Genomic DNA, 23,458 nt, shown 5'->3' with positions numbered 1-23,458 from the left:
GGCCGGGTACGGAGACGAGCCAGATTCACGAAACGCCGGATAGTAGCAGAATTCGGGCACTATTGGTGGCGTGTTTCCTTTCACCTCGAGCAACCGGGGCCGGCTCTGGCACGTCAGTAGGACGATGGGGCAGCGACCACGACTGTGAGGGAATCATGCGAGCTAGCCAGGACCAGCTGATCAGACCCGGTGGGCGACGCCGCGTGTTGGCGGCGGGTCTTCTCGCCGTGGCGCTGGCCTTCACCTCCGCCTGCACCGACGGCGACGCCGGCAAGCCGTCCTCGTGGCAGGGCGGCGCCGAGGACAAGGCGCCGAAGGCGACGGCGACGATCAGCGAGCCGGCCGCCGACGCCAAGGACGTGCCCGCCTCCACCGGCATCACCTTCACCACCAAGGACGCCACGGAGACCGCCGTCGAGCTGAAGGACGCGGCCGGCAAGGCGGTGCAGGGCACGCTCGCCCCGGACGGCAGGTCCTGGCTGCCGGCCGGCGCCCTGGAGTACGGCACCAGCTACACGGCGACGGTGACGGCGACCGGCGACGACGGGCGTCCGGCCACCGCGACGAGCACCTTCACCACGATGGCCAAGCCCGCCAATCAGGTACGCGTGAGCAGCTTCCTCGGCGACAACCAGGTGGTCGGCGTGGGCATGCCGCTGATCGTCAAGTTCAGCCGGAACATCCCGGAGGACTACCGCGACGACGTGCAGCGGCGGATGACCGTCACCTCGACCCCGGCGCAGGAGGGGATCTGGCACTGGGTCAGCCCCACCGAGATCCGCTACCGGCCGAAGGAGTTCTGGAAGAGCGGCAGCAAGGTCTCCTACCGGGTACAGGCCGGCGGTCTGCCGATGGGCAACGGGTGGTACGGCCGCGCCGACCTCTCGGTGGACATCAAGATCGGTTCCGCCCTGCTCATGACGGTGGACAACAAGACCAAGCGGATGACGGTGACCCGCGACGGCGCGGTGATCAAGACCATCCCGGTCAGCCTGGGCAAGAAGAGCACCCCGTCGTCCAGCGGCACGATGGTGGTGATCGAGAAGCTGCGCAAGACGGTCTTCGACACGTTCGAGGAGTTGGGCCCGGAGGAGGGCTACCGCACCAAGATTGACTTCGCGCAGCGGCTGACCTGGGGCGGCGAGTTCATCCACGCCGCGCCCTGGTCGGAGGGGCAGCAGGGCAGCGTGAACGTCTCGCACGGTTGCGTGAACGTGTCGATGGCCAACGGCGACTGGCTCTTCAAGAACACCCAGATCGGTGACCCGATCACGGTCAAGGGGACCGAGCGCAAGCTTCAGAACGGCAACGGCTGGACCGACTGGAACATGAGCTGGGACGAGTACGTCAAGGGCAGCGCCCTGCCGTACGAGCCGCCGGCCGACCCGGACGCCCCGGCGACACCGGACGGCGCCGGCACCCCGTCCCCGACGCCGACCGCCTGAGCGAGATCGACTCGATATTCAGGAAACCGCGGCATCCAGCTCGATCGGATGCCCCGGTTTTCTGGAAGGCGGCCGGAAGGGGCGCACAAACAGCAGGCCCCCTCCGGAGAGGGGGCCTGCGCTGGGGTGACTGATGGGAATTGAACCCACGACAACCGGGACCACAACCCGGTGCTCTGCCAACTGAGCTACAGCCACCATGCCGCCGTCACCCGGTGAGTCGCCCCGGGCTGGGTGCGGACCAATAATAGCCACACCCCGGCCGGGCACGTCCAGCGGGTTGCCGGCGGGCGCGCGGCGGCCTCAGAGTTCGGCGGCGATGGCCTTGGCGGTGTCCACGTCCGGGCCGGGCAGCGGGACGAAAACGGTGCGCCGGTAGTACTCCAACTCCCGGATGCTCTCCCGGATGTCGGCGAGCGCCCGGTGCGCGAGGCCCTTCTGCGGCTGGCCGAAGTACACCCGCGGGTACCAGCGACGGCACAGCTCCTTGATCGACGACACGTCGATCATCCGGTAGTGCAGGTGCGCGTCGAGGCGGGGCATGTCGCGGGCGATGAAGCCCCGGTCGGTGGCGATCGAGTTGCCGCACAGCGGCGCCGTCCGCGGTTCCTTCACGAAGGTACGGACGTAGTCCAGGACCAGGTCCTCGGCCTCGGCGAGGGTGACCGTCGAGCGACGGACCTCCTCGGTCAGGCCGGACCTGGCGTGCATCGTCTGGACGACCTCCGGCATCGCCTCCAGCGCCAGCTCGTCGGCGTGGATCACCACGTCGACGCCGTCACCAAGAACGTTGAGGTCGGGATCGGTGACCAGTGCCGCGACCTCGATCAGTTTGTCCCTGCCGAGGTCCAACCCGGTCATCTCACAGTCGATCCAGACGAGAAGATCAGCCACGGCGACAGCCTACGCGCAGCCCACGCCCTGCGGCTGCGCGCTCTCGGCGGACCGGACCGCTAGGGTTTCGCTGTGCCAGCAGAACCCGTCGCACCGCCCGCCGTCACCGAAGACGATCCCGGCGGCCGTACGGTCCGTCGCCTGGTCGCGGTGGTGGCGCTCGTCGCCGTACTGCCCGCGCTCTACCTGCCCAACCTGGCGCACAACTTCTTCGACCTCAAGATCTACATGTCGGCGATGGACTGGTGGCGCGTCGGCCACCCGCTCTACGACTACGTTCAGCCGGACCGGGTGCAGGGCGAGCTGTACTTCACCTACCCGCCGTTCAGCGCAATGCTGCTGTGGCCGTTCGGCCTGCTGCGGCTGGGCGCCACCGTGACGATCTTCACGGTGCTGACCGTGCTGGCCGTGGTGCTGACCACCCGCTGGCTGGTGAACCCGGTGATCGCCCGGCACGACCTGCCCCGGACGTTCACACTGACCGCCGCCGTGCTGCTGGTGCTGGCGGTGGAGAGCATCCGCGAGACGATCACCTTCGGCCAGATCAACATGCTGCTCGTCGTGCTGATCCTCGCCGACCTGCTGTTCGCCGTACCGCAGGCCCGACGCTGGGCGGGGGTGGGCGTGGGCCTGGCGACGGCGCTCAAGCTCTTCCCCGGCATCTTCATCGTGTACCTGCTGGCGACGCGGCGGTGGCGGGCCGCGGCGGTGGCGAGCGCCACCGCGGCGGCGGCGACACTGCTCGCGGCGGCGATCGCTCCGCACGACTCGTGGCGGTTCTGGACCCAGGAGTTGTGGACCACCGAGCGGGTCGGGCGCACCGACATCGTCGGTAACCAGTCGCTGTTCGGCCTGCTCAGCCGCTTCACCGAACCGGACCGGCCGGACCGGTTGCTGTGGCTGCTGGTGGTCGCCGTCGTCGCCGGTTACGGGCTGTGGCGGGCCGTCCGGGCGGCGCGGGCCGGTGACGCGTTGACCGGCCTGACGCTGACCGGGCTGGTGGGCGCGCTGGCCAGCCCGATCACCTGGACCCACCACATCTACTGGTTCGTGCCGGCGGTGGTGCTGCTCGTCGACGGGGCGTTGCGCGCCGACCGCCCGGAGGAGGGACGCCGACGGTGGTGGTTGGCGGCGCTCGCGCTGGTCACCACGGCGGTGATCGTGTACGGCGTGGTGACGTTCCAGAAGTGGGGCGCGGGTCCGATCCACACCCACGATCCGGTGGACTTCGTCCTCCAGAACAGTTACGTCCTGCTGAGCCTGCTGCTGCTCGTGGCCCTGCCCATCCGAGCGGAGCAGCCTGCCGAAAATCGCACCAAATGGACGGACCTGTCGACTAGCCACCAAAGCGGTTAACCTCGTCGCGTCTACCTCACGCGTCGCTCGGTTAGCACCGCTCCCCCGGTGAGGGTGGCCCTCCACGTCGGCAGCGCGGAGGGCCGCTCGCCGTTCAGGCGCTGTCCGTCGGTGGACTGACCCGCACCGGTCGCGCCGTAACCTCGTCGACAGGGGCCGGCGGCCAGGCGAGATTCAGCGCCACGTCCGGTGGGCGGGGCAGCCGCCCCTGCTCGTTCAGGTCGGCGAGGGTGGCCGGCCGCGCCGGTTCCGCGCCGATCGCGGAAAGCTGCCGCTCCGCCGCGCCCGAGCCGACCGGGGCGAGCTGCCGGGCTTCCGGCAACGGCGGGGGCGTCCCCGCGTCCCGCGCACCCAGGCCGCTCAGCGAGCTGACCCCGAGCCGCCCGGCGAGCACCGGCACCTGGTCCGGCTCGACCACGAAGATCACTTCACGCGGACGCAACGGGCGCAGGAGCAGCAGCGCCGCGCACACCACCAGCAGCACGCCGACGGCGAGCAGCGCCCAGGTGGCCAGGCCCGTCCACGCCGCCCGCAACTCGGCGCGTAGGTCCAGGATCAGGTCCGCACCACCGGCGAACAGCGCCGGAACCCCCACCACCAACAGCAGCACTCCGGTGATCACCCGCGCGAAACGCATCCGCACCGTCCCCCTCTCGTAGCCGAACACCCGGCCGACCTTACCGACGTACACCGTCTGATCAGGGGATATCCACGGCACGGCAGCATTCGACTGCGGAAAGCACGCTGGCCCGCCGGATGCTCCGGCGGGCCAGCGGGTCGCTACGGGGTCAGGACGTGGCGGTCGGCTCCCGCCGGGTCCGCGTGAACGCCAGCCCACCCAGCGCCAGACCGGCCAGACCGGCGACCAGACCGGCCACGCCGAGGCCGACAGCGAGGCCGTTGCCCTCGTCGTCATCGTCGTCGTCCGGGGCCGCGACGGCGGCGGCGCTCGGCGTGGCCGAACCGGCCGGAGCGGCGGCGGCGAGGGTGAGCACCGGGGCCGGGTGGTCCGGCTCCTCGCCGCCCGGCGCCGGCTCCTCGATCCAGCGCGAGATGTTGCCGTCCGAGTAGGTCTGGAGGGTCTTGAAGATCATCGAATCGACGGTGGGCAGCGGCCCCATCGAGACGGGGAACTCCTGGAACTGACCCGGCTTCACCCCCGCGTCCGCGGACGCGGTCCAGGTGAGCTTCGACACCGCCTCGGTGATCGGGCTGCCGTGCACCTCGATCGGCGGGTCGACCTTGCGCTTCTCCACGGCCACCGTCCAGCCCGGTACCGGCATCGTCGACACCGAACCGACCGGCGCGTTCTCCGGGAGCACCACCTCGAGCTTCACCGTGGACGCGCTGTCGCTCTCGTTGGGCACCCGGAACGCCACCCGGGCGTAGCCGCCCTGGGTCGCCTCCTTCGGGTTGACTGTGACGTGGGCGGACGCCGGTCCGGCGAAGCCGAGCACAGCGGTGGCGGCGGCGGTGAACGCCAGGGCGGCAGCGGCGGTTGCGGTACGCCGGAGTCGGGTCATGGGTGTCGCGGACCTCTCTAACGGATGGGCACGGTGGCGGTCACCGTGGCCTGGTCGATGTCGGTGGTGCGGGCGGTGATCTTGATCTGCCAGTCACCGGCGGCCGGCAGGCTGACGTCGCCGTAGGCGTGGTTGTCGGTCAGCGGCAGCAGCGGGACGTCGATCGGCTCGATTCCGGCCGAGGGCAGCGCGGCGGTGGCCTTCCACTCCTTCACCGGCAGCGGCAGATTGTCCTTGCTGTAGGCGTAGAGGTGCACCGAGTTGTTGCCCCGCTCGGCCGGGCTCAGCTCGATCTGCATGCTGAACAGCGAGCTGGACAGGGTGGTGGAGAACAGGCCGGCCTCGACGCCGCCGGACGGCCCGGCCACCGCGGTCCGCGCTGGCGTGGTCTGCACCAGCGTGGCGGACAGGCCCAGCACCACCACGGTCACCGCCAACTCCGCCCAGACCGCCCGGCGCACCGGCGCCGGGCGCTGCTCGGCGATCCGGCTGCGCACCAGGTGCCGGGAGTACGCGGCCACGACGATGACCAGCGCGAACAGCCCGATCTTGGCGAGCAGCAGCCGCCCGTACGTGGTCTCGACCAGCGCCTTCGGGGTGGCCACCTCGATCAGGGCCTGTACGGTGCCGGCGAGCAGCAGCGCCGAGACGGCGAGCGCAGCCCAGCGGGACCAGATCGGCAGGATCGCGCCCAACTCGCGCTCGTCGGCCTGCCGCAGCAGGAAGACGGCGAGCATGAGCAGACCACCCAACCAGACGGCCATGCTGCCCAGGTGGACCGCGTCGACCACCACGGAGACCGCCGGCGCCGGGGAGGCCGCCGGGTGCCCGGCCAGCGGCCAGGTGAACAGGGCCGCGCCACCGAGGATGGCCAGGATGATCGCGTCGGCCCGGCCCGCGGGTCGCGCGAGTATGGGCCGCAGCAGGAAGGCCGACGCCGCCAGCAGGCCGAGGCGGACCAGGTGGGCGGCGCCGAAGGCGCTGCCGAACACCGTGCCGAACCCCTCGCCGGTGACATCGAAGAGACCGCCGCCGGCCGTGTAGGGCACCTGCAACCACAGGTCGGCGAGGGTGGCGAAGGCCACCAGGCCCAGGCCGGCCCAGGCCAGTCGGGTCGGCCCCCGCCGGGAGAGCCGCCGCGGCCAGAGCGCGGCGAGCACCAGCGCCGGCCCGATCAGCAGCACCAGGCCGGCGTAGCCGAGGAAGCGGGCCACCTTCACCGCGTTGCCGACGACCGGGTTGGCCCGGCTGTCCGAGCCGGAGTCGACGGGAGGCGTCGAGGGCGCGCCGACCGAGTAGGTGAAGGCCCCGGAGACCGGGTGACTGTCGGCGGAGATCACCCGGAAGCTGACCAGGTAGGTGCCGCGCCCGCCGCCCGGGTCGACCGGAATGCGGACCACCCCGCCGTCGAAGGCCGGCTCGCCCCGGTCGGCACGGGAGCCGTCCGGCGCGATGATCCTGATCTTGTCGGGCACCTTGCGGACCGACTCGCTGAACGTCAGGACCACCTCGGAGGGCCCGCTCGGCACCACCGACGAGGCGGCCGGGCTGGTGCTCTCCAGCACCGCGTGGGCGCTGGCCGGGGTTGCTGGCGCGATCAGCAGGGCGACGACGGTGACCAGGAGGCCGGCGGCCGCGGCCAGCCGGGCGGCCCAACGGCGGGGGGCGACAATCATGCCGGCCATGGTCGCCGATGGGTGTCCCTTCCGGCGACCCGAGGCGGATCATCGCGTCCGTGGTCCCACGTCATGCAGCGTTAGTCGGCCGGCGGCGGGGAAAAGTTCCCGACGTGGCGCAGACCATCTGAGGACCAACGACCCTGACGCCCGGCCGTCCGCCGCGTAGCCTGGTGTGTCGTGATCCCTGTCCCGCGTGACAACGCCGCCGCCGGTCCGGCCGAGAATGTCGGCGACGTCGCCCGGGACCCGGCGACCGACTGGGCGCTGAGCGCCCGCGACGGTGACCCGGTCGCCCAGGCGGCGTTCGTCCGGCTGACCCAGGCCGAGGTCTGGCGGTTCGCCGCCGCCCTCGTCGACCAGGACAGCGCCGACGACCTGACCCAGGAGACCTACCTGCGGGCGTTCCGGGCGCTGCCCACGTTCGAGGGGCGCTCCAGCGCCCGCACCTGGCTGCTCGGCATCGCCCGGCGAACCTGCGCCGACCACCTCCGCACCGTGGTCCGCCGGCGGCGGCTCGACGCCCGCCTGGCCGCGAACGCGTACACCGACCGCCCGCACCCGGACCCGGCCGGTCAGCTCGGCGCCCGCGACCTGGTCCGCCGGCTCAGCGCCGAGCGCCGCGCCGCGTTCGTGCTCACCCAACTGCTCGGGCTGTCGTACGCCGAGGCCGCCGCCGTCGAGGGGGTGCCGGTGGGCACCATCCGGTCCCGGGTCGCCCGGGCCCGCGACGAGCTGGTCGAGGCGGTCGGCGACGCCCTGACCGGCTGACCCCGGAACTTCCGGCCCGGACGGGACGACAAATGAGCGTGACCGCACCTTCCGACCGGCTCGGCCGGTGGCCCGTCGTCCGGCCCTGGCTCGGCGTCGCCGCCCGCCTCGGCCTCGCCGCCGTCTGGCTGGTCGCCGGCGCGTCGAAGGTCGGCGACCTGGCCGCGTCCGGGCGAGCTGTCAACGCCTACCAGGTGCTGCCGTACGACGTGGCGACTGTGCTCGGGGCGGCGCTGCCCTTCGTCGAGCTGGCGTTGGGCGTGCTGCTGCTGGCAGGGCTGGCCACCCGGCTCGTCGCCGGGGTGTCCGCCGCGCTGCTGGTGGTCTTCGTCGTCGGGATCGCCTCGGCCTGGGCACGTGGGCTGGCCATCGACTGCGGCTGTTTCGGCAGCGGCGGGCAGCTCGCCGAGGGGCAGGCGCCCAGTTACCTCCCGGAGATCCTCCGGGACCTGGGATTCTTGGTGCTGGCCGGATTCCTGCTGGTCTGGCCGCGTACGCCGGTATCGGTGGACGGCTGGTTGTCCGGCGAACCCGTGGTGGAGGACGAGGATGAGTAGTCGCAAGGGGCGGCGGGACGCCGCCCGCGTGGTCCGCGAGCAACTCGCCCGCGAGCGGCGGCGTCGGCGCACGATCTGGGTCTCCGCAGCGGCGGTCGTCGTCCTGGTCGTCGCCGGGGTCGTCGGCTGGGCCGTCTGGTCCGGCCAGCGTTCGGACACCTTCACCACCCCGCCCGGCGCGAACGCCGACGGCACCGGCATCGTCACCGGTGGCGGGCCGGTCACCGTCGACGTCTACGAGGACTTCCTCTGCCCGGCCTGCAACCAGTTCGAGCAGTCCAGCGGGGCGACGCTCACCCAGTTGGCGGCCGAGAACAAGGCGAAGGTGGTCTACCACCCGGTCGCGTACCTCAACCGCTTCTCCACCACCGAATACTCGACCCGGTCCTCGGCCGCGTCCGGGTGCGCGGCGGCCGGGGGCAAGTTCCGCGAGTACGCCTCGGCGCTCTTCGCCAAGCAACCGCCCGAGGGCAGCGCCGGGCTCAGCAACGACGAGCTGATCGACATCGGCGTCGGGGTGGGGCTCGACCGGGCCTCGTTCGCCGGCTGCGTCAAGGACGGCACGTACCTGACGTGGACCGAGCACGTCACCGAAGAGGCCAGCCGCAGCGACGTGACCGGCACCCCGACCATCCTGGTCAACGGTGAACCGCTCGCCGACCGCACCCCGCAGGGCCTCACCGCGGCCGTGGCGGCGGCCGGCAAGTGATCCGTACCCTGCTGGGCCGTGCCGCCCTGGTCGCCGCGACGGTCTGCGTGGCGACGCTGCTCGGCGCGGCGCCCGCCGCCGCGCACGGCGCGGACGCCCCGGACGCCACCGACTACCGGACCCGCACCAGCGGGGTCACACCGGCGCGGCCGGGTCTGGCGGTACGTGTCGTCGAGGCGGGCGCCCGACTGGAGCTGACCAACAACACCGGCCGCGCCGTCGAGGTGATCGGCTACTCCGGCGAGCCCTACCTGCGGGTCGGCCCGAACGGGGTGTTCGAGAACCGGAACTCCCCCGCCACCTATCTGAACCGCACCATCACCGGGGACACCGCGCTCCCGGCCGAGGCCGACCCGGCCGCGCCGCCGTCCTGGCAGCGGGTCGCCGACGGGACAACGGCGCGCTGGCACGACAGGCGCGCGCTGTGGCAGGAGTCGACGCCACCGGCGGCGGTACGCGCCGACCCGGAGCGCGAGCACCGGGTCCGGGACTGGACCGTACCGCTACGCGACGGCGCCGACCCGGTGGCGATCGTCGGCACGCTGGACTGGGTGCCGCCGCCGGACGCGTACACCTGGTGGGCGGTGAGCATCGTCGGGCTGCTCGCGGTGGGCGCGCTCGGCCTGGTCGCCGCCGCGTCGCCGGCCGGCGTCCGGGCGCTGTCCGCGCTCGGCGCGTTGCTCGTCGTCGGCGGCGCGGTCGCGGTCGCCTATTCGGTGGGACGTGAGGTCGACGCGGGCGCCCAGGGCATCGGCGGGGTGCTGACCGGCCTGCTGTCCGGGCAGATCTGGTCGCTGCTCACCGGCCTCGGCGCGGTCGCCGCCGGCCTCTACGCGCTGCGTCGCCGTCCGGCCGGCGACTTCGCCGTGGCGCTGGCCGGGGCCTGCCTGGCGCTCTTCGCCGGGGTGGCGAACGCCGCCGTGTTCGCCCGGTCCATCGCCCCGGTGCCCTGGTCGCCGGAGGTCGCCCGGGTCATGGTCGCGGTGGTCCTGGTCGTCGGCGCGGGCGCGACAGCCGCCGGCGTCCTACGCCTACATGCGACCTCCCGCGCCGCCTCCACAACCCCCCGCACCCCCGCCCAAGCCCCCTAACCCCGCCCCCACACCCCCCGCCCCCGCAGGCGCGGCCAAACCCCGCCCCGCCCCCGTCCTCGCCCGCCCGCCCCGCCCCCGTCCTCGCCCCGCCCTGGTCCCGCCCTGGTCCCGCCCCGCCCCGCCCCCGTCGATCTTGCACTTTGGGTTGACGTTATGCGGCTTATGCAATGGTTTGCCGCGACAGCAAGTGCAAGATCGATGGCGCGGGGGCGGGGGCGCGGCGCGAGGGCGCGGCACGGCGCGGCGCGAGGGCGGGGGCGGGCGGCGCGAGGGCGCGGCACGGTGCGGCGCGGGGGCGCGGGGTGGGGGCGCGGCGCGGGGTGGGGTGGGGTGGGGTGGGTTAGGGGGTGGGGGTGTAGCCGTGGGGGAGTTCCAGGCGGTGGCGGGACAGGAGGGCTGTGTCGCGGAGCAGTGCGGACGTGGGAGCGTCGGCGACGACCCGGCCGCCGTCGAGGATCACCGAACGTTCGCACAGCTCCGCCGCGTACGGCAGGTCGTGCGTGACCATCAGCAGGGTCACCGGCAGGCCGCGCAGGATCTCGGCCAGCTCCCGACGGGCGGCCGGGTCCAGGTTCGAGGACGGCTCGTCGAGCACCAGGATCTCCGGGTGCATGGCCAGTACGGTGGCCACCGCCACCCGGCGACGTTGCCCGAACGACAGGTGCTGCGGGGCGCGGTCCCGATGCTCGCTCATCCCCACCGCGGCGAGCGCCTCGTCCACCCGGGCGGCCAACTCCGGGCCGCGCAGGCCGAGGTTCGCCGGCCCGAAGGCCACGTCCTCCGCGACAGTGGGCAGGAACAACTGGTCGTCCGGGTCCTGGAAGACGATGCCGACCCGGCGGCGCACCTCGGCCAGTGTCGTCCGGTCCGGGGTGACGGTGAGCCCACCGACGCTCACGCTGCCCTCGGTCGGGGCGAGGATGCCGTTGAGGTGCAGCACCAGTGTGGTCTTGCCGGCGCCGTTGGGCCCGAGCAGCGCCACCCGGTCGCCGCGCGGCACCCGCAGATCCACCCCGTGCAGGGCGACGTGCCCGTCCGGGTACGCGTACCGGACGCCGTGGACCTCGAGCGAGAGAGCGGTCTGCACGAGACCGATCATGACAGGACGACCGAGGTCACGGCGATGGAGGCCGCCACCACTGGCACCGTCGCCGCGACCAGCCACTGGCCGGCGGTCGCCGCGCCCTCGCCCTGCCACACGGCGGGCATCCGCCCGGTGTACCCCCGGGACAGCATCGCCAGGTAGACCCGCTCGCCGCGCTCGAAGGCGCGCAGGAACAGCGCCCCGATGCCGGCGGCGAAGCCGCGGAGCTGCCACAGGAAGCGGGGGTCGTCGCCCCGGGAGATCCGGGCCACCCGCATCCGCCGCGCCTCGCCGACCAGCACGTCGAGGTAGCGCAGCATGAACGTGGCGATCTGGGTGAGCACCTGCGGGCAGCGCAGCCGGTCCAACCCCACGATCAGGTCGCGGGTGGTGGTGGTCGCGGCGAGCAGCAGCGAGGCGAGCACACCCAGGGTGCCCTTGGCCAGGATGTTCCAGGCGCCGTGCAGCCCGTCCTCGGACAGCCGCAGGCCCAGCACCTCGACCCGGTCACCGGCGCCGAGGAACGGCAGCGCGACGGCGAACAGCACGAACGGCACCTCGATCAGCGCCCGGCTGAGCAGCCAGCGCGGGCCCACCCGGGCCAGCGCCGCCACCGCCGCGACCAGCATCGCGTACGCCCCGAAGGCCCAGAACGCCTCGCGTGGGGTGGCCACCACGGCGATGGTGAAGACCACCATCGCCGCGATCTTGACCTCGGGTGGGAGCCGGTGCACCGGCGAGTCCGACTCGCGGTACAGCACATGCCCGTGACCGGCGCCCATCTCCGCGTACCCCCTGCTCAGTTCGTCACTTCGGCGCGGGCCGCCGGCGCGTCGCCCTCGGCGGACGTCGGCGCGGCGTCGCCGGTCGGCGTGCCGCCCCGGCGACGCAGCAGCCAGAAGCCGCCGGCCCCGATCGCGAAGGTGACGAGCACGCCGAGCACCCCGGACAGGCCGGTGGAGACGAAGGCGTTGTCGACGCCGCGCACCCCGTAGTCGGCCAGCGGGCTGTCGCCCAGCTCGTGGTCCTTCGCCTGCTGGGCCGGGCAGCTGCCGCCGACGATGGTGTCGTCGGCGTCGACGGTGCAGCCCTTGAGCAGGGAGGAGTCCAACCCGTCCGGGTGCGACGAGGCGTAGTTGCTCACCACGCCGGCGAGCAGCAGGGCGACCAGCAGGCCACCGGCCAGGAAGGCCCAGGTTCGGTTCCTCATCGGACACCTCCGGCGACCGGGACAGCGGGGGCGATGGGCGTCTTCAGGGAGCGCAGCGCGTACACCAGGTCGGGGCGCACCTTCGCGACGGTCAGCACCGTGGTCGCGGTGATCAGGCCCTCGCCGATGCCGATCAGCAGGTGGACGCCGGCCATCGTGCCGGCCAGGCCGGCCAGGTTGCCGCCCAGGTCGGTGGTGCCGCCCAGCCAGTACTGGAGGACGAAGCCCTGCGACGCGACGACGACGCTGAGCATCGCGGCGACGAAGGCGGTCACCGCCAGGCCGGCGGGGGTACGCGGCAGCACCCGCAGGAGCAGGGCGATCAGCAGGTACGCCGCGGCGGTGCCGAGCAGCGCCATGTTGGTGATGTTCAGGCCGAGCATCGCCACGCCGCCGTCGCCGAAGATCAGCGCCTGCACGACCAGCACCACTGACACGCAGAGCGCGCCGACCCACGGCCCGACGAGCATGGCCGCCAGCGCGCCACCGAGCAGGTGACCGCTCACGCCGGCCGTGAAGATCGGGAAGTTGAGCATCTGGACGGCGAAGATGAACGCCGCCACCAGACCGGCCATCGGGGCCAGCCGGTCGTCCAGGTCACGCCGGCCGCGCACGACGCAGGCGGTCAGCGCGACGAGAGCGAGCGCGGCGAAGATCGCCGCGACGGGACCGTCGATGATCCCGTTCGAGATGTGCATCGCCAGTGTTTCCACGCGACCTCCCACGCGTCAGCGGGCCCCGACCGGGCCGGCGTGGCTCAGCCTATTTCCCAGGCCACGTTGTTGCCATAGTCTGGCAACAACGCGAGGTGATGATCACCTTGACCGCGGGTGACCGGCCGGGCGCACCGGTGGCGATGACACCGGCGCGGACGACGGTATCGTCGGGCCATGACCGCGCCCGACCGACTCTCCCCCGGTGACCCCGCGCCCGAGTTCACCCTCGCCACCGACACCGGCGACCAGCTCTCCCTCGCCGACCTGCGCGGCCGCAAGGTGGTCCTGTACGCCTACCCGGCCGCGATGACACCGGGCTGCACCAAGCAGGCCTGCGACTTCCGCGACTCGCTCGCCTCGCTCCAGGCCGCCGGCTTCGAGGTCGTCGGCATCTCCCCGGACAAGCCGGAGAAGCTGGCGAAGTTCCGCGAACGCGACGCCATCACCTTCCCGCTCGTGTCCGACCCGGACCGGACCGTGCTGGCCGCCTACGGGGCGTACGGCGAGAAGCAGTTGTACGGCAAGACCGTCACCGGCGTGATCCGCTCCACGTTCGTCATCGACGCCGACGGCAAGATCGAGCGGGCGCTCTACAACGTCAAGGCCACCGGGCACGTGGCGAAGCTCCGCCGCGACCTCGGCCTGGACTGAGCCCGGCGCACCGGGCACCCGGCCGGGGTCGACACCGTCGACGCGGGAGGCTCTAGACTCAGCGGGTCGGCGGGAGTGGCGTAACGGCAGCCGCGATAGGTTTAGGTCCTATTGTCCGAAAGGGCGTAGGGGTTCGAATCCCCTCTCCCGCACAGGTCACCACGCGTCGCGCGCCCGGCACACACGAGTGTCGGGCGCGTCACTGCCCCGGGTCGGGAGAGTGCCCATCAGGTCAGGATGGCGGGCGTGAGTCTGCGCTTCGTCCTCGACCCCGACCTGACCCCGCGGTTGCGCGCCGAGATCGTCGACCTCTGGGTGGACGTCAGCAACGCCGGTGGCGCGGTCGGCTTCGTACCACCCGTCGAGGCCGACGACGTCCGCGTGATCGCCGACCCGACGTTCGCCGGCATCGCCGACGGACCGGACCGGCTGCTGCTCGGCTACGACGGGGACCGGCTGGTCGCCTTGTTGATCTTCAGCGACAACCGGTTCCCGCTCAAGGCGCACTGGTGCGTGCTGAAGCGGGTGATGGTCCACCCGGACACCCAGGGCAGCGGCCACGGATCGACGCTGATGGCGGAGGCCGCCCGGCTGGGCAGGGCGTTCGGCCACGAGGCGCTGCACGTCACGGTGCGCGGCGGGCTGGGTCTGGAGAAGTTCTACGCCCGCCTCGGCTACCGGGAGGTCGGCCGGCTACCGGGAGCGCTGCGGGTGGCGCCCGGCGACGACCGGGACGAGATCCTGATGTGGCTCGACCTGGGGCCCGCCTGACGGTCAGCCCGCGCACCACCGGGCGTTCGCCACGGCCGCGCTGGTGGTCGGCGCGCCGGTGGCGGACGGGTTCGCCCTGGACACCTCCACCGGGCGGCGGCTCGGCGGTGGCGTGGCGGCGAGCCTCGTGGCGGACGGCCGGGCCGACGCGGACGGGCGCGGCGTGGCAGCCGCGCCCCCGGGCAGGTACATCCGGACCGTGCTGGTCTGCACCTGGCCGGGGGCCATCCGGATGCCGCCGGCGGTGACCCGGGTTCCGTACACGTCGGTGACCCGGAGCCGGAACGGGCCCGGCCCGGCACCGGAGGCGATCAGCCAGTAGTTGTAGTCCTGTCGGACGGCGGACTGCCACGGATCGTTGTCATCCTGCCGGACCTCGACGGACCGCAGCGGGTTGCCGTGGTTGCCGACGCGGACGGCGAACCACCACTGCGACGCGCCCTCCTTGATGCGGAAGGTGAGCGGGCCGGGCAGCGGCGGGTTGACCACCGCGCGGTAGGTCACCGGGACCACACCCTGCACCGGATCGGCGATCCGGGCGAACGCCTCGCGGGACAGGTCGAGATGCCCGGGTTCGCACTCCGGGCACTGGTCCATGATGAGCACGCGGACGCTGCCCTTCGGCCCGGTGACGTCGAGGAATCCACCGCAGGCGGCCCCGGCGGAGTATTCGGTGGGGCCGAGCGCGACGTAGAGCCGGTTCGCCGGGGCGGCCGGGTTCGAGCAGTTGCCGCCGGCGCCCTTCGAGTCGTAGAACGTCGCCTTTCCGCTGTGCGTGGCGGTGCCGGTGGGCGGGGCGGCGGCGAGCGACCGACCGGCGGCGCAGGCCGGGGTGGAGCCGGAGCGCAGGGTCAGGGTCAGGCCGAGCACCGCCGCGAGGACGGTGACGCCGGCGGCGACCAGCCAGGACGTCGGGCCGGACGACGGCGCGGGTCGCTCCTCGGGAAGCTGGTCCAGGTCGATGCTGATGTCGACAGCGCTACCGTCCGCCACGACGGCGATGCTGCCGGATCGGGACCGTCACCGACAAGCCGGCTAAGCCAAAGCTAAGACAGCATCGACGCACGGTGATCGAAGCGTGTCGGTCACCCTGCCCGGTCAGGGTTCGACGACTATCGGCGCCCCCACTGACACCTGCCCGCTGTCGAGCGGCACCAGGTTCAGTCCGAAGAGGAGCTTCTGCCTGACGTTGCGGTACCGCCCCAGGGTGCGCAGCGGCTCCCTGGTGCGTACCCCGGTCTCCTGGTCCGTCGTGGTGACCACGCAGCGGTCGCACGGCCCGGCGGCGCGGAACCGAAGGTCACCGATGCGCAGCGGACGGCCGACCCAGTCGTCCTCGGCCCACGGCGACGCCCCGTCGACCACCAGGTTGGGCCGGAACCGGGTCATCGGCACCGGCTCCTCGCCCGCCTCGGCCAGCCATCCGTTGAGGGCGTCGAGGGAGGCGGTGTTGGCCAGCAGCAGCGGGTAGGCGTCGGCGAAACTGACCTGGTCACCGGTGTCGTGCTCGCGGTCTCCGGCCGGGATGTGGCGGGTCGGCTCGGCCAGCCAGACCAGCCGGACCGCCCGGCCGAGCAGCGCGCTCAACCACTCGTCGGCCGCCCGCCCGGCCCGCCGGGCCGGGACCGGGAACGTGCGGCTGCGGAAGGTGCGCACAGCGATCGGCTCACCGCCGGCCGGTTCCGGGACGTCGAGGTCGGGCTGTCCGTCGGCGCGCAGCGTCAGGCCACCGGATCGCACCGAGGCGCGCAACCCGACCAGCCGGGTGGTGTCCCGCTGGGTGACGCCGACGCCGTCGGCGCCCACGACCATCCACCGCCGGTCACCGGCCAGCCCCCACGGCCGCACGAACGCGCCGTCGTGGTCGAGCCGGTGACAACCCTTGACGGGGTACGTGTGAATCGAGGTCAGCCGCATCCGGTCACCATGCCACGCCGATCCCGTCGCCCGGATACCAGTGGTTCGCCGGGCTCTCCCGGTAGGCGAGGAACCGGCGGCCGGTGCGTTCGGCATGCTCGGCGAGCACGTTGGTGCTGGTGACGTTGTCGGTCAGCAGGATCGCGCCGGGGGCGAGCTTCGACTCCACGGCGTCGAACTCCCGCTTCTCGTGGGCGCGGCTGTGGTCGCTGTCGTGCAGGAACAGGTCGACCGGGCGGTCCAGCGCGTTGATCGAGGCGATCGAGTCGCCGATGACCAGGTCGACGACGCTCGACCAGGGCTCGCTGGCGGCGAGGTAGCCGGCCTCCGGGTTGATGTCCAGCGAGGTGACCCGACCGGGGTGCCCCTCCTGCGCGTTGCGCAGCAGCGCGGACGCGAGCACCAGGGTGCCCAGACCCTTGTCGACGCCCGTCTCCACCACGTGTGCGGGCCGGGTGGCCCGGACGATCGCGTACCAGCCGACACGTCGGGCGTAGTGCACCTTCCGGTCGGCGAGGCCACGGCGGGCGGCGGTGGCGGTGGCCTGCTCGATGTGCCGCCGCAGCACCTCGTCGGACTCGATCTCGGCGATGTGGTCGCGCGCCTGCCGCACCGGCAGGTCGCAGACCACGCTGACGAACCAGGTCAGGTGGTGGCGGCTGAGTTTCGTCAGCTCGTACGTGTAGTTGTGATGCTCACGGGAGGTGACCAGCCAGCGGGCCGAGACGCGTAACACCTTGGCGTCGTGGCGGGCGATCCGGGCGAGCCGCTTGGGGAACGCGGCGACGGGGGCAAGGGGGGTGCGGGCGATGGCTCGCCGTAGCTGCGTAGCGTCCACCGTTGCCTTATATCAGGTCGAGGCAAACGTGCGGTGGGGAAAGCCGTTCGGCCAAGGATGTGCGGCCGAGTGGACCGGACGGGGGTACCTGGCGGAAACGCGAAATCAGTAGCATCGCCGCATGCAGTATGGCCAGGAGCACGACGCACCCCGCACCCAGTTCGTCGACGAGCAGTCAGCACCAGAGCCGACCGAGGCGACGCGGCCGAAACGTCGCCGCCCCCGGTGGCAGAAGGTCGTTCTGATCACCTTTCTGGTGTTGGCGCTTCTCGGCGGTGGTGGTCTCGTCGCGGGAGGGCTCTACTTCCGCTCGATCAATTCCGACATCGAGCGGGTGGACGCATTCGTCGACGTACCCGAGGAGAGCCGCCCGCAGCCGGCGGTCAAGGGCGCGCTGAACATGCTGATCCTGGGCAGCGACTCGCGCGATCCGGAGGGCACGGCCGGTTCGCGTACCGATAGCATCATCCTGGCGCACATCCCCAAGGACCGGTCGAGCGCGCAGCTCGTCTCGATCCCGCGGGACACCTGGGTGCCGGTACCCCGTTCCAAGAACGGCAGCAACGGGGGCCGGGATGCCAAGATCAACGCTGCCTACGCCTGGGGTGGCGTGCCCCTGATGGTGCAGACCGTGGAGAAGTTCACGAACGTTCGCATCGACCATGTCATGATCATCGACTTTGCCGGGTTTGTGGAGATCATCGACGCGCTGGGCGGCGTCGACATCGACTCGGAGAAGTCGTTCACCTCGATCCACCCGCCGTTCCGCACCTTCAAGCAGGGCATGCAGCGGTTGGACGGGGAAGCCGCGTTGGACTACTCGCGGCAGCGTAAGCAGTTTGCCGACGGCGACTTCGCGCGCATCCGACACCAGCAGCAGGTCATCAAGGCCATCATGGACCGGGCGGCGTCCGGCGGCATCCTGACCAACCCGGGCCGGCTCAACTCGTTCGTCAAGGCGTCGTCCAGCGCCGTGTCGGTGGACGAGAAGATGTCCCTCCTGGACATGGCGACCGACCTACGCAACCTGCGGGGCGGCAACCTCACCTTCCTGACCAGTCCGACGAAGGGCACCGGCCAGGTCGGCAGCGAGAGCGTCGTCTTCGCGAACACCGAGAAGGCAAAGTCGTTCTACGGCGCGGTTCGACGGGATGCGGTGCCGGAGATTCTGGCTGCCGGTAAGTAGGGCGCTTAATCGTCCTTCCGGCTCTGGCGGCCCGGTTGAGCTCCTCATATCCTGCGATCGCCCAAGGCTCGACAGGTACGGCCGAGGGCTGCCACGGGGGAGGAATCGAGCATGTCCAGACAATCGGCGGTAAGTGACTCGAACGCGGTCGGCGGGGTCGCAGAGCATCAGGTGGCCCCGCGGCAACAGGCACCGAGCGACGCGCCGACCGTCGGCGCGATGCCCCGCGTCGAACGGCCCGATCCGGCGGCCGCCACGCCAGCGGTTCCCGGCATCGACACCACGGCGGTGCTCCCCTACGCCAGCTCCCGGGCCTCGACCGGCACCCGGTTCCTGCGGGCGTGGATGATGACGGCTCCCATCGACGTCATCGCGCTGCTGGCGCCACTTCTGGTGACCCACGACTACTGGCGGGGCATCCTCGCCCACGCCGTCCTCACGGTGGCGATCTTCGCGGCGGGCGGGCTCTACCGGGCCCGCCGCCACATCAGCATCCTGGACGAGCTGCCAATCCTCTGTGGACGGTTGCTGGCCTCGGCCGCCGTGGTGGCCATCATCGCGGCCGAACGCCACGCCTCGGTGGAGTACGTCACCAGCTTCATGCGCGGGGTCGCCCTCTCGGCCGTCCTGGTGATCGCGGGTCGCGCGCTCAGCCGGAAGTTCACCATCGTCGCGCGGCGGCGCCGGTGGGTCGAGCACAACGCCATCATCATCGGAAGCGGTCCGATCGGTGTCGAGTTGGCTCGGCTGCTGCGGCGCTACCCGCAGTACGGCCTGCGCTTCGTTGGCTGCGTCGACGCACCGTCCCGCCAGGACTCCGGAGCGGTTCCGTTGCTGGGCACCCTGGACAACGTCGAGCAGTTGGTCCGGCTGCTGAACTGCGACGTCCTGGTCATCGCCGACCCGGACTGCACGGAGTCCACCCTGATCGCCGCCCTGCTGCAGCCGAACACCGCGCGCTGCGACCTCTGGGTCGTGCCGCGCCTGTGGGGATCGCGGTCCCAGGCGGGATATCCCGACCACATCGGCGCCATCCCGATCGCCAAGATCGGCGACACCACCCTGTCCGGTCCGCGCTGGGCCATCAAGCGCGCCTCCGACGTCTTCGTCGCCAGCGTGGCACTGATCCTGTTGAGTCCCGTGCTGCTGCTCTGCGCGATAGCGACCTTCATCGACGGCGGGCCGGGCATCTTCTTCTACCAGGAACGGATCGGCCGCTACGGCAAGCCGTTCAAGGTCATCAAGTTCAGGTCGATGCGCCCGGTCGACGAGCAGGAGTCGCAGACCAACTGGTCCATCGCCCACGACTCGCGGGTCGGGCCGATCGGGCGGTTCATGCGCCGTACGTCGCTGGACGAGCTGCCCCAACTCTGGAACATCATGCGTGGCGAGATGAGCATCGTCGGGCCACGGCCGGAACGGCCACACTTCGTGGAGAAGTTCTCCGCGGAGTACCCGAACTACGCGATGCGCCACCGGGTGCCCGTCGGGCTCACCGGGCTCGCGCAGGTCAGTGGCCTCCGTGGCGACACGCCGATCTCCGACCGGGCGAGGTTCGACAACTACTACATCGAGAACTGGTCGCTCTGGCTCGACGTCAAGGTCGTCCTCCGTACGGTGGCGGAGGTGTTCCGCGCCGGCGGTCGCTGACCGGCGGCCACGCACGCACAGGTCTCTCTCGGGCGGGAGCGTCGCGCTCCCGCCCGACGTCCGTCAGGTGAACGTCCGGGTCTCGGAGCCGCGCCGCCGCGACTGCCGTACCGCTTCGGCGTCCAGCACCACCGTGTCGGCGCTGGCCGGGTCGGTGGCGGGCGACGGCGGCTGCTCGGCAGCCCGCGGCGCGGGCGCGGTGGGCGCGACGGTGGGCGCGGACGCGGGAGTCGCGGGCGCGGGCGCGGCAGTCGCGGGCGCGGGAGTCGCGGGCGCGGGCGCGGCAGTCGCGGCGTCGGCGGCGCGCATGTTGTCGAGCGAGCGGAGGAGGGCGGCGCGCAGCCGGCGTGCGGCCGGACGTTCGACCAGCCGGTGCACGAGGTACGCCAGCAGCAGCAGCCCGACGATCGTCGCCCCCAGCAACACCCACGCGGGGAGGTGCGGCCGGGCCGCGGTGATGACGGTCAGGCCGATCTGCGCGTGCAGCAGGTACAGCGGATAGGTCAGGGCGCCGGCGGTGGTCAGCCACCGCCACCGGACGCGGTCGGACTTGTGGTTCGCGATGAGCGCCATGAGGACGAAGAAGACGGTGACGCAGGCCGCCGCGGGCATGAACGTGCTCGTCTCGTACGTCTCGATCTCCGACCACATGCGGGACACCGCGATGATCCACGAGCACCCGACGATGGCCCAGAGCAGAACGGTCGCTCCGAACCGGTACATCAGGTAGAAGGCGATGCCGGCGATGAAGTACTGCGCGTAGCCGCGTCCGAGGAGCATGAGGATCATCGAGTTGTTCATCCACGGCGCGGCCAGCGATGCCAGCGTCCAGAGCGCGCAGAACGCGACAACGCGACGGACGGTGACCCCGCGGACCACCACCACCAGCGCGAACAACACGTAGAAGAGCAGCTCCACGGAGAGCGTCCAGTAGGCCTGCTCGACGTCGGGTACGCCCATCAGCGACTGCAGCATGGTCATGTTGACCAGGACGTGGGTCCAGTCCCGGTGCGTGGCGAAGACCGGGAACAGCACGAGCACCGCGGTGGTCGCCACGACGGCGAACCAGTACGCGGGATAGAGCCGCACCACCCGCGCGACGGCGAACTCCCCCACCGTGCGGCCCCAACTGCTCATGCAGATGACGAAGCCGCTGATCAGGAAGAACAACTCCACCCCGAGCCAGCCGTACGCCGCCACGCCGGCCAGCCCGGGAAAGAGCTGGCCGGCCGGAGCGCCCCAGGCGTCGTCGCGCACGCCCTCGCCGTGCAGGAGGTGGTAGACGACGACCATGAGCGCGGCGAACAGGCGCAGACCGTCGAGCACGACGAGGCGGTCGTGCCCGCCACGCCGGGCGGCACCGTGAGACTCCATGGTTACCTCACTCGTTAGAGCGGCCCGACAGTCCGCGACGAACACCCGAGGTGCGGGTTGTGGGGGTTACCGACGGGACTGCTCGGCACCCGGCCACACCGCCGCGTACGCCGTGGCGAGCTGCTCCCGCACGGCGTTCGAGCTGTGGAAGTCCAGTGCCCACCGCTTCCCGGCGGCAGCCAACCGCTGGCCCCTGGCCTGATCGGTGAGCACGCTGCTCAGCTCGGTCACCCACGCCTGCGCGTCCGCACCCACCACGACCTCGTGATCGTGCCGCACATCAGCGCGACGGGCAACCTCCGGAGTGGTCACCGTGGGAACGCCCGCCGCCAGCGCCTGGATGAGCTTCATCTGCACGCCGGTGCCGCGCCAGACCGGGACGATGGCCGCCGCGGCCCGCGGGTAGTAGGGGGTGACGTCCGGGACGTTCGCGTGGATCTCGACGTTGCTGCCCCGGAACGCCTGCACCGAGGCGGGCGGCTCCGTTCCGACGATGTCGAGGACGGCTTTCGGGACCCGCTTCGTCACCTCGGACCAGCAGTTCTTCAGGAACCACAGCAGCCCGTCGACGTTCGCCTCGTAGGTGAGCCGACCCACGAACAGCACCCGCGGCTCCGTGGCACGCGGCGCGGCGCTGTCCGGGTGGTCGTACGGGCTGCGGACGACGTACGTGTTGGGCCGCTCCTCGCCCGGGGCGAAGGGGGCCGACACCATCAGGGGCACGTTACGCGACACCAGCGTGTCCTCACGCGCCTGCATCCGGGGTGCCTCGATCTTGCCGACCAGCTTCCACTTCGGACCGGCGGTCTCTGCGAGCTGGCTGTAGTACTCGCTGCGGAACTCGTCGAGGTCCACGATCACCGGCACCGGCGCGCAGCGCTCCACCAGGTGTGCCGTACGGAAGACGTTGAGGTGGACGACGTCCGGCCGCCACTGTTGAAGCTCCCTGGCGAGCGCTGCCGACATCTCGGGCACGTCGGCGTAGGCCTGCTGTAGGGAGGTTCCGGTCGGCAGCGCGGTGGCGCAGCGGATCATCGAGGCCACCCGGTTACGGGGCACCAGCACTGTGGACTCGACGGGTAGCTCCGCGGCCTGCCGCACCTCCTCGTCCGAGCTGGTGAGGCCGAGGAACCGGATCTGGTGGTCCCGGGCGAGGATGTGGAGCAGAGCCAGGCTCCGTGGGCGGATCTTGGAGGGAATCCAGGGTGCGACGAAAAGGATCTTCACAGCGGTAGTCTCCTGAGGGCGCGGGCCGAGAACTTGTCCATGGCGGAGCCGTACTTGTCGACGTAGGTGACCAGGCCCGAGCGGTACAGGCGGTTCTTGCCAACCGCGCCGGTGCTCGTGCTCTCCCGATGTGTCGCCGACGCGGTGCCGACCGACACGACGCGCCAATCGGCAGCGCGCAGGCGTTTGCAGAAGTCGACATCCTCGAAGTAGAGGAAGAAGGAGTCGTCGAATCCGTCGATGTCGCGGAACGCGTCACCGCGGACCAGCATGCAGAACCCGGACACCCAGGCGACGTCAGTGGCCGCCGCCGAGCCGGTCTTGTCGAGGTAGTCCAGCATGGAGAGTCGGCTGCGGAGCAGCTGCGAGTTGGCGAGCCCCTGCTTCACCCGGTCGGGCACCAGATGGTCGACCCGCAACGCGGCCAGCCACTCCTTGGCCAGGCTGACGTCCGGCCCCGAGGAGATGCCGGGCTCGCCATCGGCATAGCGCATCTGCGGGGCGACCACGCCTATCCTGGCGTCGTCGCGCAGCGTCCGCGCCAGTTCCGCGTACGCGTCGGGCGCGAGCGCGGCGTCCGGGTTCAGCAGGAGGTACGCCTCGGCGTCCGGGAACTGCCGCACCGCGGCGTTGATGGCCTTACCGAAGCCCACATTGGACGACTCGACGACGTGTGGGGTGTACCGCCTCGCCACCTCGACGCTGTCGTCGGAGGACCCGTTGTCCACCACCACGACGTCGGCGACCGGCAGCTCAGCCAGGCTGCCCAAGCTCATCGGCAGGTCGACGGCGGAATTGTAGGACACAAC

The 23,458-nt window shown here is 71.6% G+C and carries 24 protein-coding genes and 2 tRNA genes; 11 read left to right on the top strand and 15 right to left on the bottom strand.

Going from position 1 to position 23,458, the window contains the following annotated elements:
* Window positions 1-155: 155 nt before the first annotated feature.
* Window positions 156-1,445 carry an Ig-like domain-containing protein gene (locus O7634_RS15640; protein WP_278150859.1) on the top strand — a complete coding sequence of 430 codons (1,290 nt, stop codon included), beginning with the start codon at window positions 156-158 and terminating at the stop codon, window positions 1,443-1,445.
* 122 nt (window positions 1,446-1,567) lie between these two features.
* Here O7634_RS15640 and O7634_RS15635 read toward each other — a convergent pair.
* Together O7634_RS15635 and orn are read right to left on the bottom strand one after the other, a co-directional pair.
* Window positions 1,568-1,643 (bottom strand) — tRNA-His (locus O7634_RS15635).
* A gap of 105 nt (window positions 1,644-1,748) precedes the next feature.
* On the bottom strand, window positions 1,749-2,339 hold the full coding sequence (orn, locus tag O7634_RS15630; protein ID WP_278150858.1) for an oligoribonuclease: 591 nt from the start codon (window positions 2,337-2,339) through the stop codon (window positions 1,749-1,751).
* Window positions 2,340-2,411: 72 nt separating this feature from the next.
* On the opposite strand from orn, the gene O7634_RS15625 reads away from it, so the two are divergent.
* Complete coding sequence (locus O7634_RS15625; RefSeq protein WP_278150857.1) at window positions 2,412-3,695, top strand: glycosyltransferase 87 family protein; 1,284 nt, start codon at window positions 2,412-2,414, stop codon at window positions 3,693-3,695.
* Between the two features lie 94 nt (window positions 3,696-3,789).
* On the opposite strand, the gene O7634_RS15620 is transcribed toward O7634_RS15625, so the two are convergent.
* The 3 genes from O7634_RS15620 to O7634_RS15610 all read right to left on the bottom strand — a co-directional run bounded on the left by O7634_RS15620 (window position 3,790) and on the right by O7634_RS15610 (window position 6,903).
* Window positions 3,790-4,332 carry a hypothetical protein gene (locus O7634_RS15620; protein WP_278153981.1) on the bottom strand — a complete coding sequence of 181 codons (543 nt, stop codon included), beginning with the start codon at window positions 4,330-4,332 and terminating at the stop codon, window positions 3,790-3,792.
* 151 nt (window positions 4,333-4,483) lie between these two features.
* Window positions 4,484-5,218, bottom strand: coding sequence for a YcnI family protein (locus O7634_RS15615; protein ID WP_278150856.1), 735 nt, complete (start codon window positions 5,216-5,218; stop codon window positions 4,484-4,486).
* 17 nt (window positions 5,219-5,235) lie between these two features.
* The gene (locus O7634_RS15610; RefSeq protein ID WP_278150855.1) at window positions 5,236-6,903 is read right to left on the bottom strand and encodes a copper resistance protein CopC; all 1,668 of its coding nucleotides are present in this window, start codon (window positions 6,901-6,903) and stop codon (window positions 5,236-5,238) included.
* 171 nt (window positions 6,904-7,074) lie between these two features.
* On the opposite strand from O7634_RS15610, the gene O7634_RS15605 reads away from it, so the two are divergent.
* Genes O7634_RS15605 through O7634_RS15590 form a run of 4 tightly spaced genes read left to right on the top strand, consistent with a single transcriptional unit; the run spans window position 7,075 to window position 10,022 of the window.
* Window positions 7,075-7,665: a sigma-70 family RNA polymerase sigma factor gene (locus O7634_RS15605; RefSeq protein ID WP_278150854.1), complete on the top strand. Its 591-nt coding sequence runs from the start codon at window positions 7,075-7,077 to the stop codon at window positions 7,663-7,665.
* 32 nt (window positions 7,666-7,697) lie between these two features.
* Window positions 7,698-8,222, top strand: a complete 525-nt coding sequence (locus tag O7634_RS15600; protein ID WP_278150853.1) for a MauE/DoxX family redox-associated membrane protein — start codon at window positions 7,698-7,700, stop codon at window positions 8,220-8,222.
* Window positions 8,215-8,931, top strand: a complete 717-nt coding sequence (locus tag O7634_RS15595; protein ID WP_278150852.1) for a thioredoxin domain-containing protein — start codon at window positions 8,215-8,217, stop codon at window positions 8,929-8,931. Before O7634_RS15600 ends, O7634_RS15595 begins: the two co-directional genes overlap by 8 nt.
* Window positions 8,928-10,022 (top strand): hypothetical protein, encoded by a 1,095-nt coding sequence (locus tag O7634_RS15590; RefSeq protein WP_278150851.1) that lies wholly within the window; start codon window positions 8,928-8,930, stop codon window positions 10,020-10,022. Before O7634_RS15595 ends, O7634_RS15590 begins: the two co-directional genes overlap by 4 nt.
* A gap of 343 nt (window positions 10,023-10,365) precedes the next feature.
* On the opposite strand, the gene O7634_RS15585 is transcribed toward O7634_RS15590, so the two are convergent.
* From O7634_RS15585 to O7634_RS15570, 4 genes are read right to left on the bottom strand one after another with little or no spacing between them, the layout of a single operon-like run.
* Complete coding sequence (locus O7634_RS15585) at window positions 10,366-11,124, bottom strand: ABC transporter ATP-binding protein (protein WP_278150850.1); 759 nt, start codon at window positions 11,122-11,124, stop codon at window positions 10,366-10,368.
* Window positions 11,121-11,891 carry a cobalt ECF transporter T component CbiQ gene (gene cbiQ / locus O7634_RS15580; protein ID WP_278150849.1) on the bottom strand — a complete coding sequence of 257 codons (771 nt, stop codon included), beginning with the start codon at window positions 11,889-11,891 and terminating at the stop codon, window positions 11,121-11,123. The genes O7634_RS15585 and cbiQ overlap by 4 nt, the downstream gene beginning before the upstream one ends.
* Window positions 11,892-11,908: 17 nt before the next feature.
* On the bottom strand, window positions 11,909-12,319 hold the full coding sequence (locus tag O7634_RS15575) for a PDGLE domain-containing protein (RefSeq protein WP_278150848.1): 411 nt from the start codon (window positions 12,317-12,319) through the stop codon (window positions 11,909-11,911).
* A complete protein-coding gene (locus O7634_RS15570; protein WP_278150847.1) occupies window positions 12,316-13,032 on the bottom strand; it encodes an energy-coupling factor ABC transporter permease in 717 nt (238 codons plus the stop codon). Before O7634_RS15570 ends, O7634_RS15575 begins: the two co-directional genes overlap by 4 nt.
* A gap of 177 nt (window positions 13,033-13,209) precedes the next feature.
* Between O7634_RS15570 and bcp the strand changes: the two genes are divergently transcribed.
* From bcp to O7634_RS15555, 3 genes are all read left to right on the top strand, one after another.
* The gene (gene bcp, locus O7634_RS15565) at window positions 13,210-13,686 is read left to right on the top strand and encodes a thioredoxin-dependent thiol peroxidase (protein WP_278150846.1); all 477 of its coding nucleotides are present in this window, start codon (window positions 13,210-13,212) and stop codon (window positions 13,684-13,686) included.
* Window positions 13,687-13,755: 69 nt separating this feature from the next.
* Window positions 13,756-13,838 (top strand) — tRNA-Leu (locus O7634_RS15560).
* 94 nt (window positions 13,839-13,932) lie between these two features.
* Window positions 13,933-14,457, top strand: coding sequence for a GNAT family N-acetyltransferase (locus O7634_RS15555; RefSeq protein WP_278150845.1), 525 nt, complete (start codon window positions 13,933-13,935; stop codon window positions 14,455-14,457).
* Window positions 14,458-14,460: 3 nt separating this feature from the next.
* Here O7634_RS15555 and O7634_RS15550 read toward each other — a convergent pair whose 3' ends face one another.
* The 3 genes from O7634_RS15550 to O7634_RS15540 all read right to left on the bottom strand — a co-directional run bounded on the left by O7634_RS15550 (window position 14,461) and on the right by O7634_RS15540 (window position 17,212).
* A complete protein-coding gene (locus O7634_RS15550) occupies window positions 14,461-15,450 on the bottom strand; it encodes an expansin EXLX1 family cellulose-binding protein (protein WP_278150844.1) in 990 nt (329 codons plus the stop codon).
* Window positions 15,451-15,555: 105 nt separating this feature from the next.
* A complete protein-coding gene (locus O7634_RS15545; protein WP_278150843.1) occupies window positions 15,556-16,374 on the bottom strand; it encodes an MOSC N-terminal beta barrel domain-containing protein in 819 nt (272 codons plus the stop codon).
* Between the two features lie 4 nt (window positions 16,375-16,378).
* Window positions 16,379-17,212, bottom strand: a complete 834-nt coding sequence (locus O7634_RS15540; RefSeq protein WP_278150842.1) for a class I SAM-dependent methyltransferase — start codon at window positions 17,210-17,212, stop codon at window positions 16,379-16,381.
* Between the two features lie 121 nt (window positions 17,213-17,333).
* Here O7634_RS15540 and O7634_RS15535 point away from each other — a divergent pair, with 121 nt between their 5' ends.
* Window positions 17,334-18,398, top strand: a complete 1,065-nt coding sequence (locus O7634_RS15535; protein ID WP_278150841.1) for an LCP family protein — start codon at window positions 17,334-17,336, stop codon at window positions 18,396-18,398.
* Window positions 18,399-18,617: 219 nt separating this feature from the next.
* The gene (locus O7634_RS15530) at window positions 18,618-20,048 is read left to right on the top strand and encodes a sugar transferase (RefSeq protein ID WP_278150840.1); all 1,431 of its coding nucleotides are present in this window, start codon (window positions 18,618-18,620) and stop codon (window positions 20,046-20,048) included.
* A 63-nt stretch (window positions 20,049-20,111) separates the two neighbouring features.
* On the opposite strand, the gene O7634_RS15525 is transcribed toward O7634_RS15530, so the two are convergent.
* From O7634_RS15525 to O7634_RS15515, 3 genes are all read right to left on the bottom strand, one after another.
* Window positions 20,112-21,422, bottom strand: a complete 1,311-nt coding sequence (locus O7634_RS15525) for an acyltransferase (RefSeq protein WP_278150839.1) — start codon at window positions 21,420-21,422, stop codon at window positions 20,112-20,114.
* A gap of 66 nt (window positions 21,423-21,488) precedes the next feature.
* Entirely contained in the window at window positions 21,489-22,649 is a 1,161-nt protein-coding gene (locus O7634_RS15520; RefSeq protein WP_278150838.1) for a glycosyltransferase, read from the bottom strand.
* Window positions 22,646-23,455: a glycosyltransferase family 2 protein gene (locus O7634_RS15515; RefSeq protein WP_278150837.1), complete on the bottom strand. Its 810-nt coding sequence runs from the start codon at window positions 23,453-23,455 to the stop codon at window positions 22,646-22,648. Before O7634_RS15515 ends, O7634_RS15520 begins: the two co-directional genes overlap by 4 nt.
* Between the last annotated feature and the right edge of the window lie 3 nt (window positions 23,456-23,458).

Source organism: Micromonospora sp. WMMD1120, assembly GCF_029626235.1.
GTDB lineage: Bacteria > Actinomycetota > Actinomycetes > Mycobacteriales > Micromonosporaceae > Micromonospora.
Note: the sequence above shows the minus strand (reverse complement) of the source record. Positions and strands in the feature narration are given on the sequence as shown.